The organism is Microbacterium maritypicum, assembly GCF_008868125.1.
GTDB classification, from domain to species: Bacteria; Actinomycetota; Actinomycetes; order Actinomycetales; family Microbacteriaceae; genus Microbacterium; species Microbacterium maritypicum.
Window position 1 is genome coordinate 1646381 of record NZ_WAAQ01000001.1, and the last position, 14938, is coordinate 1661318.

Here is a 14938-nt window from a genome sequence, read left to right on the forward strand (position 1 = left end):
GCGAGTGCGGGACCGATGGTCTCCGTCTTCAGGGGTGCTTCGGGATCAGTCCTCGGCGTCGCGCGCCTGTGCGGCCAGAGCGCGCTCCACGTCCGCCAGGTTCTCGAGCACGAGACGGCGCAGCGCGGGCGCTGCGTCCTGGTGGGCGGCGAGCCAGCCACGGGTCGCATCGCGCAGCGCGACGTCGGCCAGAGCCGTGGGGAACAGTCCGACGATCAGGTACTGCGCGATCTGGTAGGTGCGCGATTCCCAGACCGGGAGCAGCATGTCGAAGTAAGCCGGTACGAACTCGCCCAGCACTGCGGCGCCGGCCGGGTGCGTGAACCCGAGCGCTGCGGAGCGGACGATCGTGTTGGGGGCGTCGTCGCGTTCGATGAGCGACGCCCACGCGGCCTTCTTCGATGCCGAATCCGGAAGCGAGGCACGGGCCTGAGCTGCGAACTCTCCGCCCTTGGCCGTGTTGTCGGCCGCGAGGGCGGCATCGATCGTGGCGGCATCGGTCGCGCCGATCGATGCCAGCCCGACGAGGAGCTGCCAGTTCAGGTCGGCGTCGACCTCGAGCCCGGGCAGCGTGTCCTCACCGGAGCGCAGACGCCCGACGATGCCGGCGTGCTCCGGGGTGACCAGGGCGTTCGCGAACGCGGTGACGAACTGCAGCTGGCTGTCGCTGCCCGGCTCCGCGGCCTCTGCGAGGCTCCACAGGCCGTCGGCGACCTTGAGTCGGGCCGCCTCGCGATCCGCGGGGACGACGTAGAGAGTCGCTGCGGTGCGCAGCTGGCTCAGCGTGGTGCGCACGGTCGTCGACTCGGTCTCGCGGCCGATGTTGCCCAGCACGAGGTCGATGTACTCCGAAGCGCCGGTCTCGGCGTCGCGGGTCTGGTCCCACGCGGCGCCCCAGACGAGCGAGCGGGCGAGCGGGTCGTGGATGTCGGCGAGGTGGGCGATCGCCGTGGCGAGCGACTTCTCGTCGAGGCGGATCTTCGCGTAGGCGAGGTCGTTGTCGTTGAGCAGCACGAGGTCGGGGCGGGCGAGGCCCTGCAGCTCGGGCACCTCGGTGCGGTCGCCGTCGACGTCGACCTCGAGGTAGTGGGTGCGGGTGAGCGAGCCGTCCGTGAGCGTGTAGAAGCCGATGCCGAGGCGGTGCGGACGGATCGTCGGGTAGTCCGCCGGGGCGGTCTGCGTAATCGCGAAGCGCGAGATGGTGCCGTCGTGGCTCTCGGCGATGACGGGCTCGAGCGTGTTGACGCCCGCGGTCTCGAGCCACTTCTTCGACCACGTGCTGAGGTCGCGGCCACTGGTGGCTTCGAGCTCGGAGAGCAGGTCGCTCAGCTCGGTGTTGCCCCAGGAGTGCTTCTGGAAGTACTGCGAGACTCCGGCGAAGAACGCCTCGATGCCTACCCACGCGGCCAGCTGCTTGAGGACCGAGCCGCCCTTGGCGTAGGTGATGCCGTCGAAGTTGACCTGCACGTCTTCGAGGTCGTTGATCTCGGCGACGATCGGGTGGGTGGAGGGGAGCTGGTCCTGGCGGTAGGCCCAGCTCTTCTCCATGGCGTTGAAGGTCGTCCAGGCCTCTGTCCACTCGGTGGCCTCGGCGGTGGCGATGGTCGACGCCCACTCGGCGAACGACTCGTTGAGCCAGAGGTCGTTCCACCACTTCATGGTGACGAGGTCACCGAACCACATGTGCGCCAACTCGTGCAGGATCGTGACGACGCGACGCTCCTTGACCGCGTCGGTGACCTTGCTGCGGAACACGTAGGTCTCGGTGAAGGTGACGGCACCGGCGTTCTCCATCGCGCCGGCGTTGAACTCCGGCACGAAGAGCTGGTCGTACTTGGCGAAGGGGTACGGGACGCCGAACTTCGACTCGAAGTAGGCGAAGCCCTCGCGGGTCTTGTCGAAGATGTAATCGGCATCGAGGTGCTGCCACAGGCTCTTGCGGCCGTACACGCCCAGGGGGATGACACGTCCGGAGGCGCTGGTGAGCTCCGAGAAGGTCGACTCGTACGGGCCAGCGACGAGCGCCGTGATGTACGAGGAGATACGCGGGGTCGGCTCGAAGCCCCAGGTGGCGGTGACGTCGTCGTCATGCACGATGGGCTCGGGGGTGGGGGAGTTGGAGACGACCTTCCACGCGGCAGGGGCCGTCACCGTGAACTGGAACGTCGCCTTGAGGTCGGGCTGCTCGAAGACGGCGAAGACACGACGCGAGTCGGGCACCTCGAACTGGGAGTAGAGGTAGACCTCCCCGTCCACGGGGTCGACGAAGCGGTGGAGCCCTTCTCCGGTGTTCGTGTACTCGCAGTCGGCGTCCACGACGAGGATGTTCTCGGCCTGCAGACCGGTGAGCGCGATGCGCGAGTCGGCGAAGACCTCGTTCGGGTCGAGCTGCTCGCCGTTGAGCGAGATCTCGCGCACGTCGCGGGCGATCAGGTCGATGAAGGTGAAGCCCTCCGGCGTCGCGGTGAAGCGCACCACGCTGCGGGAGCCGAACACCTCGGGGCCCTTCGTCAGATCGAGGGCGACCTCATACGACTGCGTGTCGATGACGTCGCGGCGCTCCTGCGCTTCGATACGGGTGAGGTTCTCTCCAGGCACAGCTGTACTCCCAGGGGTGAGGGGATGTCACCGGGGCTGGGCGCAGTTGGCGCCGACGGCAACCATGACAGCCTACGCCTTCGCGACGGATGCCTCCTCGCATCGGCCACGGGAGCGAGACGTCGGGAAACGACGCGTGCGCGCACGCCCGGACCCCTCCGAGGTGGGAAGATGGATGCGTGACTGCGATCGAGCCGAATGTCGTCCCCTTTGCCTCGCCTGCTACCGCCGGTGGTGCCCCTTACGTGAACACGCCTGCCGCCTACGACGCGATCCTGCTCGCCGGGTTCGGCGGGCCGGAGGGCCAGGATGATGTGATCCCGTTCCTCAGGAACGTGACGCGCGGTCGGGGAATCCCCGACGAACGGCTCGAGGAGGTCGCGCACCACTATCGCCACTTCGGCGGGGTGAGCCCGATCAACGGCCAGAACCGCGTCCTCAAGGAGGCGCTGGAGAAGGCCCTCATCGAGCGCGGGATCACGCTCCCCGTCTACTGGGGCAACCGCAACTGGGCCCCGTACCTCGAAGAGGTCGTGACCGAGGCCTCGGCCAACGGTCACAACACCCTCCTCGCCTTCGCCACCAGCGCCTACAGCTCGTTCTCCAGCTGCCGCCAGTATCGCGAGGACTTCGCCCGCGTCCTGGAGGAGACCGGTCTGGGTGAGACGGTGACGATCGACAAGATCCGTCCGTTCTACGATCACCCCGGCTTCGTCGAGGCTTTCGAGACCGGCGTTCGTGAGGCTGTCGAGGGCTTCCTCGCCGAGGGCATCCCGGCAGCGGACATCCAGATCCTGTTCTCGACCCACAGCATCCCGACCGCCGACGCCGAGCGTTCCGGAGCCCGAGACATCGAATGGGGAGAGGGTGGCGCATACGCCGCGCAGCACCTCGCCGTCGCCGCGTGGGTCATGGACCGCGTTCGCCAGACCGTTCCGGCGGCCGCCGATGTGTCGTGGGAACTCGTGTACCAGTCCCGCTCCGGCCCCGCTTCGCAGCCCTGGCTCGAGCCGGACGTGTGCGATGTGATCGGCGAGCTGCCCGATCGTGGCCGCAAGGCCGTCGCCGTCGTCCCGGTCGGATTCATGAGCGACCACATGGAGGTGCTGTGGGACCTCGACACCGAGGCGGCGGAGGCTGCGGAGGACGCGGGCCTCTCCTTCACGCGCACTCCGACTCCTGGAGTGTCGCCGGCATTCGTCTCCGGCATCGTCGACCTGATCGAGGAGCGGCTCCAGGGGCGCCCCAACGAAGAGCGTGCGCACGTGACCTCTCTCCTCGGGGGCTTCGATGTCTGCCGGCCCGGCTGCTGCGAGAACATCCGCGCGGGCTTCAAGCCGGCCGCTGCCGGTGTCGCCCCGTGACCTCTCGCTGACCCGCGCACGCTTCTAGGATGGGAATCATGCGCATCCACATCGCCACCGACCACGCGGGACTCGACTTCTCCACCCAGCTGCAGGGACATCTGCGCGCTGCCGGACATGATGTCGTCGATCACGGGCCGATCGAGTACGACGCTGTCGACGACTACCCCGCCTTCTGCATCCGAGCGGCGCAGGCGGTCATCGCCGACCAGCGTGCCGGCGTGGACGCACTGGGTGTCGTCTTCGGCGGCTCGGGCAACGGTGAGCAGATCGCCGCGAACAAGGTCGAGGGCGTGCGTGCGGCACTCGTCTGGAATCTGTCGACGGCGGAACTCGCGCGAGAGCACAACGACGCCAACGTGATCTCCATCGGCGCCCGTCAGCACACGTACGACGAGGTGACGTCGTTCATCGACCGCTTCATCGAGACGCCGTTCTCCGGTGACGAGCGCCACGTGCGCCGCATCGGCCAGATCGCGGACTTCGAACGAGACGGCTCTCTGCTCCCGGACCCGCGGGCCTGAGATGCCCGAGGGTCATTCCGTCCATCGGATCGCTCGACAGTTCGACCGCAACTTCGTCGGAAAGACCCTGAGCACATCCAGTCCGCAGGGACGATTCGCCGAGGGCGCCTCCGTTCTCGACGGTCGCGAGGCGGTCAGCGTGCAGGCCGTCGGCAAGCAGATGTTCCTCGAGACGGAGGGCGACCTGTGGCTCCGGGTGCATCTCGGTCTGTACGGGGCGTGGGATTTCGCGGGTGAGATCATCGTCGACCCGACCATCGCCTCGGCCAACGGACGGATGGGCCAGACGAATCAGCGGGGGACCGTGCTCGACCAGCCGATCCTCGACGAAGCCGGCGAGAATTCGCTCGCGTCGATCGGGGCCCCGCGGCGCACCCGAGTGCACGTGCGCATGTCGGAGCAGACGAAGGGGCTGGCCGACGACGGGATGCAGTGGCCCCCGCCCGTCGTCGGGCAGGTCCGTCTGCGGCTGATGACCGATATCACCGCGGCCGATCTTCGAGGGCCCACCGCCTGTGTGCTGCAGACTCCCGAGGAGATGCTCGCCACGGTGGCCAAGCTGGGACCGGATCCCCTGGTCGGCGACCCGGTCGAGAACGAGGAGCGATTCGTTCGCGCAGTCAAGAAGAAGTCGACGGTCATCGCGCTGCTGCTGATGGACCAGTCGGTCGTGAGCGGGATCGGCAACGTGTATCGGGCAGAGATGCTCTTCCGCCAGCGGTTGAACCCGCACACTCCGGGTAGGGACGTGCCGGAAGACGTCGTGCGCGCGCTCTGGGCAGACTGGGTGCGCCTTCTCGCGATCGGTGTCGAGACCGGCCAGATGATGACGATGGACGGCCTCACGGGCGACGACTACCGGGCGGCCATGGCCAATCGGGACGACCGGCACTGGGTGTATCACCGTGCGGGACTGCCCTGTCGGATCTGCGGAACGGAGATCGCCCTCGAGGAGATCGGTGCGCGCAAGCTCTACTGGTGCCCTCGTTGTCAGGCGTGAGCCCGCTCGAGCTCCCTGCACCGCTCTAGGCTGATCCCATGCGACAGAACCCCAGCTTCACGCTGGCCGATGAGACCGAGATCCGCCGTGTCATCGAGGCGAATCCCTGGGCGACGATCATGAGCGCAGACGATGACGGACTCGTCGCCTCGCACTACGCCGTGCTGCTCGACGACGCGTGCGACGACCTCACCGTCGTGGGACACGTCGGGCGCCCGGACGACCTCATCCACGGGATGGGGCACCGAGAGATGCTCGTGGTGTTCCAGGGCCCGCACGGCTACATCTCGCCCGGCTGGTACGGCGATGTCCCTGCGGTGCCGACCTGGAACTACACCGCGGTGCACCTGGCCGGCGTGCCCGAGATCCTGACCGGTGAAGAGAACCTCGTCGTGCTGGATCAGCTCGTGGCACGCTTCGAAGCCCGGATGCCCGAGCCGCGACGGATGTGGGAACGCCCGAACGACCCGGCCTACATCGAGCGCCTCGCCTCGGGAACCGTGGGCTTCCGGTTGCGGCCGACCCGCGTCGTCGCCAAGAGGAAGCTCAGCCAGAACAAGCCGCCGGAGACGATCGAGACGGTCATCGCCGCGCTCTCGACCGACGGACCGTATTCGAACCCGGCTCTCGCCGCGGAGATGCGACGCGCGCAGGATGCGCGCCGAGGAGGACGACAGCAGTGACCGAACGTGGAGTGGCGATCGACACGATCACCGGCGTGCGCATCGCCGGCCCCGGGCGCGAGTTCCTCATGGATGAAGAGCCCGTGGATATCTTCATCGCCGACGGGCGCATCGTCGACATCGCTCCGACGGGTGCTCTGCCGGCACGCGGCGCGGTCATCGACGCCGACGGTGCGTGGGCCGTTCCCGGGCTCTGGGACAACCACGTCCACACGGTCCAATGGGCGCTGACATCGGAGCGGGCGCCGCTCGGCGGGGCGGAATCCGCCGCCGGCGCCGCTGCGGCGATGAGGGGCATCGCCCCGCTGCCGGATGGACGACGCGTCGGGACCGGCTTCCGTGATGCGCTCTGGTCGGATCGTCCCTCCCTCGAGCTCCTGGACGCCGCGACCGGCGATGTTCCGACGTATCTCATCAACGCCGATGTCCACAGCGTCTGGTTGAACAGCACGGCTCTCGCGCGCGAAGGTTTCCGCAGCGACGACGGCGTGCTGCGCGAGACCGACGCCTTCGAGATCTCGCGGCGCCTCAACGCCGTCGACTCAGCCCACGGCGATCGCGCGATGATGCGTGCAGGCGAACAGGCGGCCGCACGCGGTATCACCGGGCTCGTCGACTTCGACATGGCGTGGAGTGCGGAAGCCTGGCCGCGACGGGTCCAGGCCGGTTTCTCCTCGCATCGCGTCGAGTTCGCGATGTACCCCTTCGACCTCGAACGGGCGATCAGTGCCGGGCTGCGCACCGGAGAGCTCCGCGAAGAGGGCGATGTCCCGGCTCCCGCACGAGGGCTCGTGCATGTCGGACCTCTCAAGGTCATCACCGACGGTTCTCTGGGCACACGAACGGCAGCGTGCTCGCACTCGTATCCGGGCGATCCCGACAACTTCGGGATGCTCACCGTGCCGTCGGACGAGCTCGTCGCACTCCTCACCCGCGCGACCGGTGCGGGGCTGGGCGTGGCCGTGCACGCGATCGGCGACCGGGCGATCACTTCTGCTCTCGACGCGTTCACCACGACGGGCGCCGTCGGCTCGATCGAGCACGTGCAGCTCGTGCGGCACACCGATCTCGCCCGTTTCGCCCGTCTGGGCGTGATCGCCAGCGTCCAGCCGCAGCATGCCGTGGACGACCGCGACCTGGTGGATCGTCACTGGGCCGAGCAGACCGCCATCGGCTACCCGCTCGCCTCGTTGCGTGACGCCGGTGCGCAGTTGCGCTTCGGGTCGGATGCACCGGTCGCCGAGCTCGACCCCTGGCACGCCATCTCAGCCGCGGTGTCGCGCACCGACGACGATCGGGCCGCCTGGCATCCGGAGGAGCGGATCACCGTCGACCAGGCGCTCGAGGCGAGCGTTCGTTCGTCGCTGCGTCCCGGCGAACCCGCCGACATCGTGCTGTGCGCCGCGGATCCTCGAGCGGCGACGGGGGAGGGGCTGCGGTCCATGCCCATCGTCTCCACCCTTCTCGCGGGGTACGTCACACACGTCCTCTGATCGTTCTTGCAAAGAAGAAGGGGCGGTGCTCGGAGGACCGAGCACCGCCCCTTCTCAGGTCAGGCGATATCTGAGATCACGCAGCGATGTGCGAGACGAGGAACCAACGGTCCTTCTCGAGACCGCGCTGGATCTCGATCGCGACGTCCTGGCTGGTGAGGTCGACCTCGTCGAGGCCTTCGACAGCCGCCTTGACGTCGACCAGGATGGCGTCGATGTCCGAGATGACGGCGCGGATCAGCTCGTCGGACTGGGCGAAGCCGGCCGCGACCGAGGTGGATCCCGCCTTGTCGGCGACAGCGCTCACGCGCGCGTCGATCGGGAGTCCCAGCGCGACGATCCGCTCAGCGGCCGTGTCGGCGAAGTCGCCGGCGTGGGCGACGATGGTGTCGAGCAGCTCGTGGACGCCGATGAAGTTCGCCCCACGCACGTGCCAGTGGGCCTGCTTGCCGTTGACGGTCAGCGCCTGCAGGCCGAGGACGACAGGGGAGAGGAACTGGGCCGCCCCTGCAGCCACGGTCGGGTCGATGGCGGTAGTGGAAACGGTCTGTGCCTTGCTCATCTTGTGCTCCTCCGGAACGGTTTCTCGTATCTGATGAAGACAACGCTACTCAGCCTCAGACATTCCGCAAGCAAGCTGAGGCTCGGCTCACTTCCGCGTGATTCCGCGGAAGTGAGGGTAGTCTCCCCTCATGAGCATCGCGTCCGGAGCCTCTGTCCTCTCCCTGCCGAACAGCACACCGTCGATCGACGCGACGGCGTTCGTCGCCGACGGTGCGCGCATCGTCGGGGATGTCTCCCTCGGTGCCGGATGCAGCGTCTGGTACAACGCCGTCCTCCGAGGAGATTCCGCGGGGATCGTCATCGGACCGGGCTCCAACGTGCAGGACAACGTCTCGGTCCACGTGGACTCGGGCCACCCTGTCGTGATCGGCTCGAAGGTGTCGGTGGGCCACAACGCGGTCGTCCACGGCTGCACGATCGGCGACGGCACACTGGTCGGGATGGGATCGGTCATCCTCAGCGGCGCGGTGATCGGTGACGGCTGCCTCATCGCGGGGGGAGCGGTCGTGCTCGGGGGGACGGAGATCCCTCCCGGTTCTCTCGTCGCGGGCGTCCCCGCGAAGGTGCGACGGGCCCTCACCGACGAGGAACGCGCGGGGCTCATCGCCAACGCCGACATCTACCTCGGGCACTCGCAGACGCATTCCGCGGCTACGCGGGTGTGAGCGCCCGGCCGCTAGGCTGAAAGGGTACGGGGCGGTGGCCAAGCTGGTTAAGGCAGTGGGCTCATAACCCAACGATCGCGGGTTCAAGTCCCGCCCGCCCTACTCGAACTCTCGCCGAGCGCCACACCACCGCCCGCACTCCCGTGCCGGCACCATGGCTGAAGCCCCGCCCTGAGGAAGACGATGACAGAACACAGCACGGCTCACCCAGCGGGGCTCTTCGGCCACATCGGCGGTGTCGAGGTCGCACTCCTGTCCATCACGCAGGCCGGAACATTGGGCGCCCCTGTCGACTATGTCACCGCGCGCCGAGCGGATGTGCCCGCTGGGACCCCTGAAGTGTCGGTCGACCGTGCGGACTCTGCCGATCTGATCCGGGTGCCTGTCTCTGTGGTGGATCAGCTCGCTCGCTGGTGGTGGACAGTGCGGCTCGATGGCGGCGAGTACCAGGCGAGTCAGATGCGCGATGGACAGGTGCTCATCGGGACCTCCGACAGTCGTTTCGTCTGGGGCGACGGGTGGGACGGGAACGTCCGTGACGGCTGGCAGCGCTGGGTCGATGCGGAAGGGCTCGACGCGACGGCGACGCGCCACCCGCTCCAAGCCGTGGCGTGGAAGGCGATGAATGCCGCTGAGCTGTGCGACACCATGGAATTCTGGGCGAGCGCGTCCTGGCCGCTGACGCGGGACGACGCGCAGAAGTTGGCCGTCGATCGCTTCGGGTGGACGATCGAGGTCGAAGACGGCACCTCTTATCTGATGAACACCGTGTCGGGGTTCACGGTCACCGATGTGATGATGATCGACCACAAGAACGTGATGATGGATCTGAGTCTCGACGTGTCCGACACGATCCGCGATGTGACGCCGGAATCCACGGCCTTCCTCGGCGACGCCTTCACGCTGATGGTCCGCGAAGGTGAGAGCCGCTGGGGCACGCCGACGATGACGGACTTCGAGGACACCGTGGCGGCGCACTGGGATGTCGCCGGCGGAGCTCGGATCGAGTTCACCTTCCTGCCCAAGGGGCTCACGGCGATGTACGAGACGCCTCAGGGCGCCGAGCTCTCACGCAAGAGCGGCAACCGTTGATGGCCGACGGCAGTGAGTTCGAGAGCCGCTTGCGCCGTGCGCTCCGTGAGGTCTGCGATCGGGTCTTCCTCGTCGCTGTGCGCTGAGCCAGTACCCGGCCGGAACAGGTGTGGTCAGGCGCCTGCCACGCGGGGTGGGCGCCGCGAGGCGGCCGCGGCGAGAGCCTTCGCGTCGAAGTAGTCTGCCCCGCCGACACGGAAAGGCTGTTCGTCCAACCACACCGCGTCGCCGTCGACCCGGAGTACACCGACGTACATGATCCGGTCAGCGTCAGATGACCAGATCGAGAGGAGCAGGTCGTCTCCGAGGCTGTCCTGCGCAGCAGCGAAACCCTCGGTGATCTCGGCAGCGTCGGTGCGCCCGTTCCGGATCGCCTCGAGAAGCGGGAGTATCGGGAACGAGCCGTCGACGCCGTAGATCACCGGATTCGTCAGCACACCACCCCCCTTGACCCGCCATCGGCGAGAGCCGACGAAGATCATCACGACGCTGACGACGAGCAGCACCGGGGGGAGCGCGAACGCGCCGGCGATCGCCAGGCCGCCCTTCACCCGGCCCCCGAGGAGCTCAACGGTCGCCTCCGCATTGAGGTAGATCACCAGTGACAAGACGACCATGACCACGGCGACGACGGTCCAGACCGCCCTCTTGCGCGGTGACGACTCCGACGCGAACAGATCAGGGCGCGTGGCGAACCAGGAATACAGATTGCGGTGTGTGGACCTCAACGGGGCGAAACTCATCTGACCATCCCTTCTCCACTATTCTCGCGTGTCCGACAGGTGGCAGGTCTCGCGATCGTCGTCACGGCATCTGCACGACGGCAGGTCGACCGGTGGTAGGAGCTTGCCGGAAACCACCGGAACGCGCGGTTCGTCGGCTGTCAAGCCCCTCCCGCCCGGCTGGACACCGCGCCATTGTTCGAAGGTGCGGCACCGCGCCGCAGAACGGGAGGCACCATGAGCATCGGCAGCGGAATCGCGCTCTTCGTGATCGGGGCGATCCTCGTCTTCGCGATCAATGTCGACGTCGCCTGGGTCGACCTCGACATGGTCGGCTACATCCTGATGGGCGCAGGAGTGGTCATATTCCTGCTCGGCATCGTCCTGCTGGCGCGTCGTCGTCGGACGGAGACGGTCTCGCGCACCGTCGTCGACCCCGCGACGGGAGCACCGACGACTCGTCGCTCCGTGAGCTCCACCGGCGACGACGCGGTGTGAACCGGTCGGCTGGCGGCGTCGACCCCGGAGGGTGACGGGCGCCGTCAGTCGGCGTGGACGCTCTCGAGGTGTTCCTCGACGAGGGTGATCCCACCGCTGGAGCTCGCGGAGTGCGCGAGTTCCTCGATCCATCTCCGGCTCAGGTCCGGCGTCTCCGCGTCCTGGAACACGAACCGCAGCGGGATCGAGGGGTGCAGCCACAACGTCGAGCGACCGGGCGCATCGCCTTCAGGGTGTCGCCACGAGAGCGTGAAGCTCTCGTTGCGGCGGAGCTTCGTGGCGATGACGACCTTCAGGTGCGCAAGCGCGCGATCGTCGATCTGGATCGGGGTCTTCGCGTCGCCGTAGTAGAGGCTGCCCATCAGCAGGGGGACGATTCGACGATGTGCGGGGCACAGACCATGGTTCTCCTCGACGGCATGCTCGGAGGACCGAGAAGGCGGTCCGGGATATTCGAACTCTAGCCAACAATGTCCCGCGGAGACGGGCGCAGGGTCCGACGCGCCGTCCGATGCGAACAGAGTCTTCGTTCCCTGTCACGCAGACGGCAGTGAAGGCGCAGCCCCGTAGGCCTCGCGGTAGGCCACGGTGAACCGGGAAGAGTTGCTGAAGCCCCATCGCCGAGCGATCTCGCCCACGGAGCGGCCGTCTCCGTCGCGGAGATCCCGATGGGCGCCGTCGAGGCGCGCTCGTCGCAGGGCATCGGCAGGCGTGATGTCGAGAGCGCGCCGGAATGCGTACTGCAGACCCCGTGTAGAGATGTAGGACGCGGCCGCGACATCGTCGATCGTGATGGCGAGATGGGCGTTCGCATCGATGTAGGCGAGTGCTCGACGCACGGACGCAGGCGCGCCGGCGCGCTGTGCCGGACGCTGCAGCGAGTCCGTGAACGTCGTCGGGAACGCCGAGAGGGTCACCGTCAAGGCATGACGCTCGAGCTCGGCGATCAGCAGCGGTTCCGTGTCTCCCGCCGCCAAGGACTGGTCGAGGTACGCGAACATGCGCTCCCAGCGCTGGGCGTCGGCTGCGGAGTGCGGCACGAGCCCGGTGGTGCGCAGCTCTCGGCGATCGTCGCCGGTGATCTGCCGCGCTCGATTCTCTGCCGCCTGATGATCGAACACGACGGCTCGAACGCGAGCGGAGCGGTCCCATCTCGCCTCGACTTCGGTGCCATCCGACATCCACACGGATTGCGCATCCAGCGACTCCCGCCCGGACCAGACGCGCGCGTCAGGAGCCTCCACACGGCACACCAGGAGCTGCTCCAGCGGCTCGGCTCGCGAATGCACCTGCGCGGCGAGGCGATAGTCGATCAGGGACGCGGTCTCGAGCTCCTCGGATCGCCAGTCGAATCGGAACCTCCGCGGGTCCGCCTTCTGCAGCGACGAGGAGGGGACGAATTGCTGCCACGTGGACTCCACCCGCTCCAGATCGGCGGATGTGAACTGCATGGGTTACTCCTTGTGCTTCGCGCCCAGATCCCACTCGAAAGCGCACCACCCGGAGCGTATCCCACTGCACCTGAGCCCCGGCCGTAGAGCACTGATGCGCTCGAGGAATCAGTCAATCTGAGAGAGGGGAATCCGTGTGAGGGGAAGGGGATCGAACGGGCCAGCTACCGTCGAGCGCGTCATCGGGGTCGAGCCGGCCGATGCTCACGAAGTACTCGGTGAGGCTCGCCGCCTGCGATCGGGCCCACCCGATCTGATGCGTGTGGAGTTGCGCGGGAGATTCGGGGAGGCTGAACTGACGCGCGAGCGCCTGCGCGACACGTCCGGCGGCGATGGCGTCGGCAGACGCTTCATGGGCGCTCTCCAGCGGCACGGCATAGTGCGCCGCCACCACTTCGAGCGTGCGCCGGCCACGACGGTAGCGGTCGAAGGCCTTGTCGATCACGAGCGGATCGATCACGGGGGCCGGGTCTGTGAGGGGCTCGACTCCGTGACGGATCGCTTCACAGGCGAGCAGGGAGAAGTCGTACGACGCGTTGTAGGCGACGACCGGCACCCCCTGATCGAACAACGATCGCAACGCGGCGGTGACTTCGGCGACGACCTCGTGCGCCGGCCTTCCCTGCGATCGTGCGTGCATGGTGGTGATGCCGTGCACAGCAGTCGCTCCTTCGGGAATCGGGACTCCGGGGTCTGCGAGCCATGAGCGAGCCGCGACCTGGCGTCCCCCCGCATCGAGCACGCCGACATAGGCGGTGACCACGCGATCCGACTCGACGTCGACGCCCGTCGTCTCCAGGTCGAACACACCGACGCGCGTGAGCCACGCGGGGAGCGGAGATCCGGATGGCATGCCCTCACGCTACGGCCGGCCGCGGACATTCAGGAGAAGGCGCACGGCGGCTCGTAGACTCGGACCATGACCGTGCCATCTCCCTACGCGGACCGTCTTCGTCGCCTTCCCGTGCAGCGCCACGAGGTCGAGGTGCGCGGTGCCACCACGGCGTATTGGGTGTACGGCCCTGAAGACGCCGAGACCACGGTCATCGCGGTGCACGGGTTCCGTGGCGAGCACCACGGCCTCGAACCGGTTCTCGCCTACCTCCCCGAAGTTCGCGTGGTCGCCCCCGACCTTCCCGGCTTCGGCGAGTCGGCGCCTCTTCCCGGCCGCCGACACGATCTCGACGAGTACGCCGGATGGCTCACCGACTTCGCCGCGGAGGTCGCACCGGGCGCCGTGATCCTCGGTCACTCGTTCGGCTCGATCGTCACGGCGGCGGCTGTCGCCCGGGGACTGCAGACCCCTCGTCTGATCCTGCTGAACCCCATCGGGGCGCCGGCGTTGGAAGGCCCGAAGGGACTCATGACCCGTCTCGCGGTGCTGTACTACGCGCTCGGCGCCCGGCTCCCCGAGGCCTTCGGAACCGCGCTGCTGCGCAACCGGGTCATCGTCCGCGTCATGAGCATCACGATGGCCAAGACGAAGGACCCCGAACTCCGTCGGTTCATCCACGACCAGCACGACACCTACTTCTCTCGGTTCTCCGACCGCGACGTGCTCCGCGACGCCTTCGTCGCGAGCGTCTCCCACGACGTCCGCGAGTTCGCACCCGAGATCGATATCCCGACGTTGCTGGTCGCGGCCGAGCGCGATGACATCACGCCGATCGAGGCGGAGCGGAAGCTGGCGAAGATCTTCCCCGACGCCTCACTGGTCGAGATCGCGCACGTGGGGCATCTGATCCACTATGAGACCCCGGCCGAAGCGGCGGGGGCCATCCGGCGCTTCCTCAGGATTCCCGTCGCGCGAGGCCGATGAGTCCGGCGACCCGGAACGGGATCACCTCGCCCATCGCGAGTGAGGTCTCGGTGCGTTCCACGCCTTCGATCGACAGGATCCGCGCGTCGGTGTCGAAGAGGTGGCGCGCATCCCGGCAGGCCACACGTGCGAGCAGATCGATCGATCCGCTGAGGCCATGCGCCTGCACGACCTCCGGAATCCGGGCGAGTTCGTTGATGATGCGGGGAAGCTCGGTCTGTCGCACGCCGATGCTGACGAATGCCTGCAACGGGAATCCGAGCACATCGGTCGAGAACGACCGCTCGTACGACAGGAAGATTCCACTCTGCTCCAAGCGCGCCATTCGCGCCTGAATCGTGTTGCGCGAGAGCCCCAAGTTCTCCGCCAGCGCGACGATGGTGGTCCTGGGGTCGTCGGCGAGGGCGGCGAGAAGCTCGAGATCGATGCGGTCCAGTCCTGGCATAGTGCCAAACCCTAGCAGCA

Annotated in this window: 16 protein-coding genes and 1 tRNA gene; 10 read left to right on the forward strand and 7 right to left on the reverse strand. The window is 67.6% G+C overall.

Annotated features, from left to right (window positions below; translation table 11 throughout):
* Positions 1-45 precede the first annotated feature (45 nt).
* On the reverse strand, positions 46-2598 hold the full coding sequence (gene pepN / locus F6W70_RS07945) for an aminopeptidase N (protein WP_151486334.1): 2553 nt from the start codon (positions 2596-2598) through the stop codon (positions 46-48).
* Positions 2599-2777: 179 nt separating this feature from the next.
* On the opposite strand from pepN, the gene F6W70_RS07950 reads away from it, so the two are divergent.
* Genes F6W70_RS07950 through F6W70_RS07970 form a run of 5 tightly spaced genes read left to right on the forward strand, consistent with a single transcriptional unit; the run spans position 2778 to position 7662 of the window.
* Positions 2778-3962 carry a ferrochelatase gene (locus tag F6W70_RS07950; RefSeq protein ID WP_151486335.1) on the forward strand — a complete coding sequence of 395 codons (1185 nt, stop codon included), beginning with the start codon at positions 2778-2780 and terminating at the stop codon, positions 3960-3962.
* A 38-nt stretch (positions 3963-4000) separates the two neighbouring features.
* The gene (locus F6W70_RS07955) at positions 4001-4486 is read left to right on the forward strand and encodes a ribose-5-phosphate isomerase (RefSeq protein WP_017830666.1); all 486 of its coding nucleotides are present in this window, start codon (positions 4001-4003) and stop codon (positions 4484-4486) included.
* A 1-nt stretch (position 4487) separates the two neighbouring features.
* Positions 4488-5486, forward strand: a complete 999-nt coding sequence (locus tag F6W70_RS07960; protein WP_151486336.1) for an Fpg/Nei family DNA glycosylase — start codon at positions 4488-4490, stop codon at positions 5484-5486.
* 38 nt (positions 5487-5524) lie between these two features.
* Entirely contained in the window at positions 5525-6169 is a 645-nt protein-coding gene (locus tag F6W70_RS07965; RefSeq protein WP_151486337.1) for an FMN-binding negative transcriptional regulator, read from the forward strand.
* On the forward strand, positions 6166-7662 hold the full coding sequence (locus tag F6W70_RS07970) for an amidohydrolase (protein ID WP_151486338.1): 1497 nt from the start codon (positions 6166-6168) through the stop codon (positions 7660-7662). Before F6W70_RS07965 ends, F6W70_RS07970 begins: the two co-directional genes overlap by 4 nt.
* Positions 7663-7738: 76 nt before the next feature.
* Here F6W70_RS07970 and F6W70_RS07975 read toward each other — a convergent pair whose 3' ends face one another.
* Complete coding sequence (locus tag F6W70_RS07975; protein ID WP_017830662.1) at positions 7739-8224, reverse strand: Dps family protein; 486 nt, start codon at positions 8222-8224, stop codon at positions 7739-7741.
* Positions 8225-8354: 130 nt separating this feature from the next.
* Between F6W70_RS07975 and F6W70_RS07980 the strand changes: the two genes are divergently transcribed.
* From F6W70_RS07980 to F6W70_RS07990, 3 genes are all read left to right on the forward strand, one after another.
* Positions 8355-8891: a gamma carbonic anhydrase family protein gene (locus F6W70_RS07980; RefSeq protein ID WP_151486339.1), complete on the forward strand. Its 537-nt coding sequence runs from the start codon at positions 8355-8357 to the stop codon at positions 8889-8891.
* Positions 8892-8919: 28 nt separating this feature from the next.
* Positions 8920-8993: transfer RNA gene (locus F6W70_RS07985), tRNA-Ile, on the forward strand.
* An 81-nt stretch (positions 8994-9074) separates the two neighbouring features.
* Complete coding sequence (locus F6W70_RS07990) at positions 9075-9983, forward strand: DUF6301 family protein (RefSeq protein ID WP_151486340.1); 909 nt, start codon at positions 9075-9077, stop codon at positions 9981-9983.
* Between the two features lie 113 nt (positions 9984-10096).
* Here F6W70_RS07990 and F6W70_RS07995 read toward each other — a convergent pair whose 3' ends face one another.
* A complete protein-coding gene (locus tag F6W70_RS07995; RefSeq protein WP_151486341.1) occupies positions 10097-10726 on the reverse strand; it encodes a hypothetical protein in 630 nt (209 codons plus the stop codon).
* Between the two features lie 216 nt (positions 10727-10942).
* On the opposite strand from F6W70_RS07995, the gene F6W70_RS08000 reads away from it, so the two are divergent.
* Positions 10943-11203, forward strand: a complete 261-nt coding sequence (locus F6W70_RS08000; RefSeq protein WP_141386039.1) for a DUF6458 family protein — start codon at positions 10943-10945, stop codon at positions 11201-11203.
* Positions 11204-11247: 44 nt separating this feature from the next.
* Here F6W70_RS08000 and F6W70_RS08005 read toward each other — a convergent pair whose 3' ends face one another.
* From F6W70_RS08005 to F6W70_RS08015, 3 genes are all read right to left on the reverse strand, one after another.
* Positions 11248-11565 (reverse strand): DUF7882 family protein, encoded by a 318-nt coding sequence (locus F6W70_RS08005; RefSeq protein ID WP_055868346.1) that lies wholly within the window; start codon positions 11563-11565, stop codon positions 11248-11250.
* 174 nt (positions 11566-11739) lie between these two features.
* Positions 11740-12654, reverse strand: coding sequence for a helix-turn-helix transcriptional regulator (locus tag F6W70_RS08010; RefSeq protein WP_151486342.1), 915 nt, complete (start codon positions 12652-12654; stop codon positions 11740-11742).
* Between the two features lie 112 nt (positions 12655-12766).
* A complete protein-coding gene (locus F6W70_RS08015) occupies positions 12767-13507 on the reverse strand; it encodes a 3'-5' exonuclease (RefSeq protein WP_151486343.1) in 741 nt (246 codons plus the stop codon).
* A gap of 66 nt (positions 13508-13573) precedes the next feature.
* On the opposite strand from F6W70_RS08015, the gene F6W70_RS08020 reads away from it, so the two are divergent.
* Positions 13574-14473: an alpha/beta fold hydrolase gene (locus F6W70_RS08020; RefSeq protein WP_151486344.1), complete on the forward strand. Its 900-nt coding sequence runs from the start codon at positions 13574-13576 to the stop codon at positions 14471-14473.
* Here F6W70_RS08020 and F6W70_RS08025 read toward each other — a convergent pair.
* Entirely contained in the window at positions 14445-14918 is a 474-nt protein-coding gene (locus F6W70_RS08025; RefSeq protein ID WP_017830653.1) for an Lrp/AsnC family transcriptional regulator, read from the reverse strand. The two genes, F6W70_RS08020 and F6W70_RS08025, sit on opposite strands and share 29 nt — an antisense overlap.
* Positions 14919-14938 lie beyond the last annotated feature (20 nt).

Bases quoted from the DNA above. Each gene is read 5' to 3' on its own strand.
- F6W70_RS07960 (WP_151486336.1), top strand. From the start codon at position 4,488: ATGCCCGAGGGTCATTCCGTCCATCGGATCGCTCGACAGTTCGACCGC.
- F6W70_RS07965 (WP_151486337.1), top strand. From the start codon at position 5,525: ATGCGACAGAACCCCAGCTTCACGCTGGCCGATGAGACCGAGATCCGC.
- F6W70_RS07955 (WP_017830666.1), top strand. From the start codon at position 4,001: ATGCGCATCCACATCGCCACCGACCACGCGGGACTCGACTTCTCCACC.
- F6W70_RS08025 (WP_017830653.1), bottom strand. From the start codon at position 14,918: ATGCCAGGACTGGACCGCATCGATCTCGAGCTTCTCGCCGCCCTCGCC.
- F6W70_RS07995 (WP_151486341.1), bottom strand. From the start codon at position 10,726: ATGAGTTTCGCCCCGTTGAGGTCCACACACCGCAATCTGTATTCCTGG.
- F6W70_RS08005 (WP_055868346.1), bottom strand. From the start codon at position 11,565: ATGGGCAGCCTCTACTACGGCGACGCGAAGACCCCGATCCAGATCGAC.
- F6W70_RS08015 (WP_151486343.1), bottom strand. From the start codon at position 13,507: ATGCCATCCGGATCTCCGCTCCCCGCGTGGCTCACGCGCGTCGGTGTG.
- F6W70_RS07990 (WP_151486340.1), top strand. From the start codon at position 9,075: ATGACAGAACACAGCACGGCTCACCCAGCGGGGCTCTTCGGCCACATC.
- F6W70_RS07980 (WP_151486339.1), top strand. From the start codon at position 8,355: ATGAGCATCGCGTCCGGAGCCTCTGTCCTCTCCCTGCCGAACAGCACA.
- F6W70_RS08010 (WP_151486342.1), bottom strand. From the start codon at position 12,654: ATGCAGTTCACATCCGCCGATCTGGAGCGGGTGGAGTCCACGTGGCAG.
- F6W70_RS08000 (WP_141386039.1), top strand. From the start codon at position 10,943: ATGAGCATCGGCAGCGGAATCGCGCTCTTCGTGATCGGGGCGATCCTC.
- F6W70_RS08020 (WP_151486344.1), top strand. From the start codon at position 13,574: ATGACCGTGCCATCTCCCTACGCGGACCGTCTTCGTCGCCTTCCCGTG.
- F6W70_RS07975 (WP_017830662.1), bottom strand. From the start codon at position 8,224: ATGAGCAAGGCACAGACCGTTTCCACTACCGCCATCGACCCGACCGTG.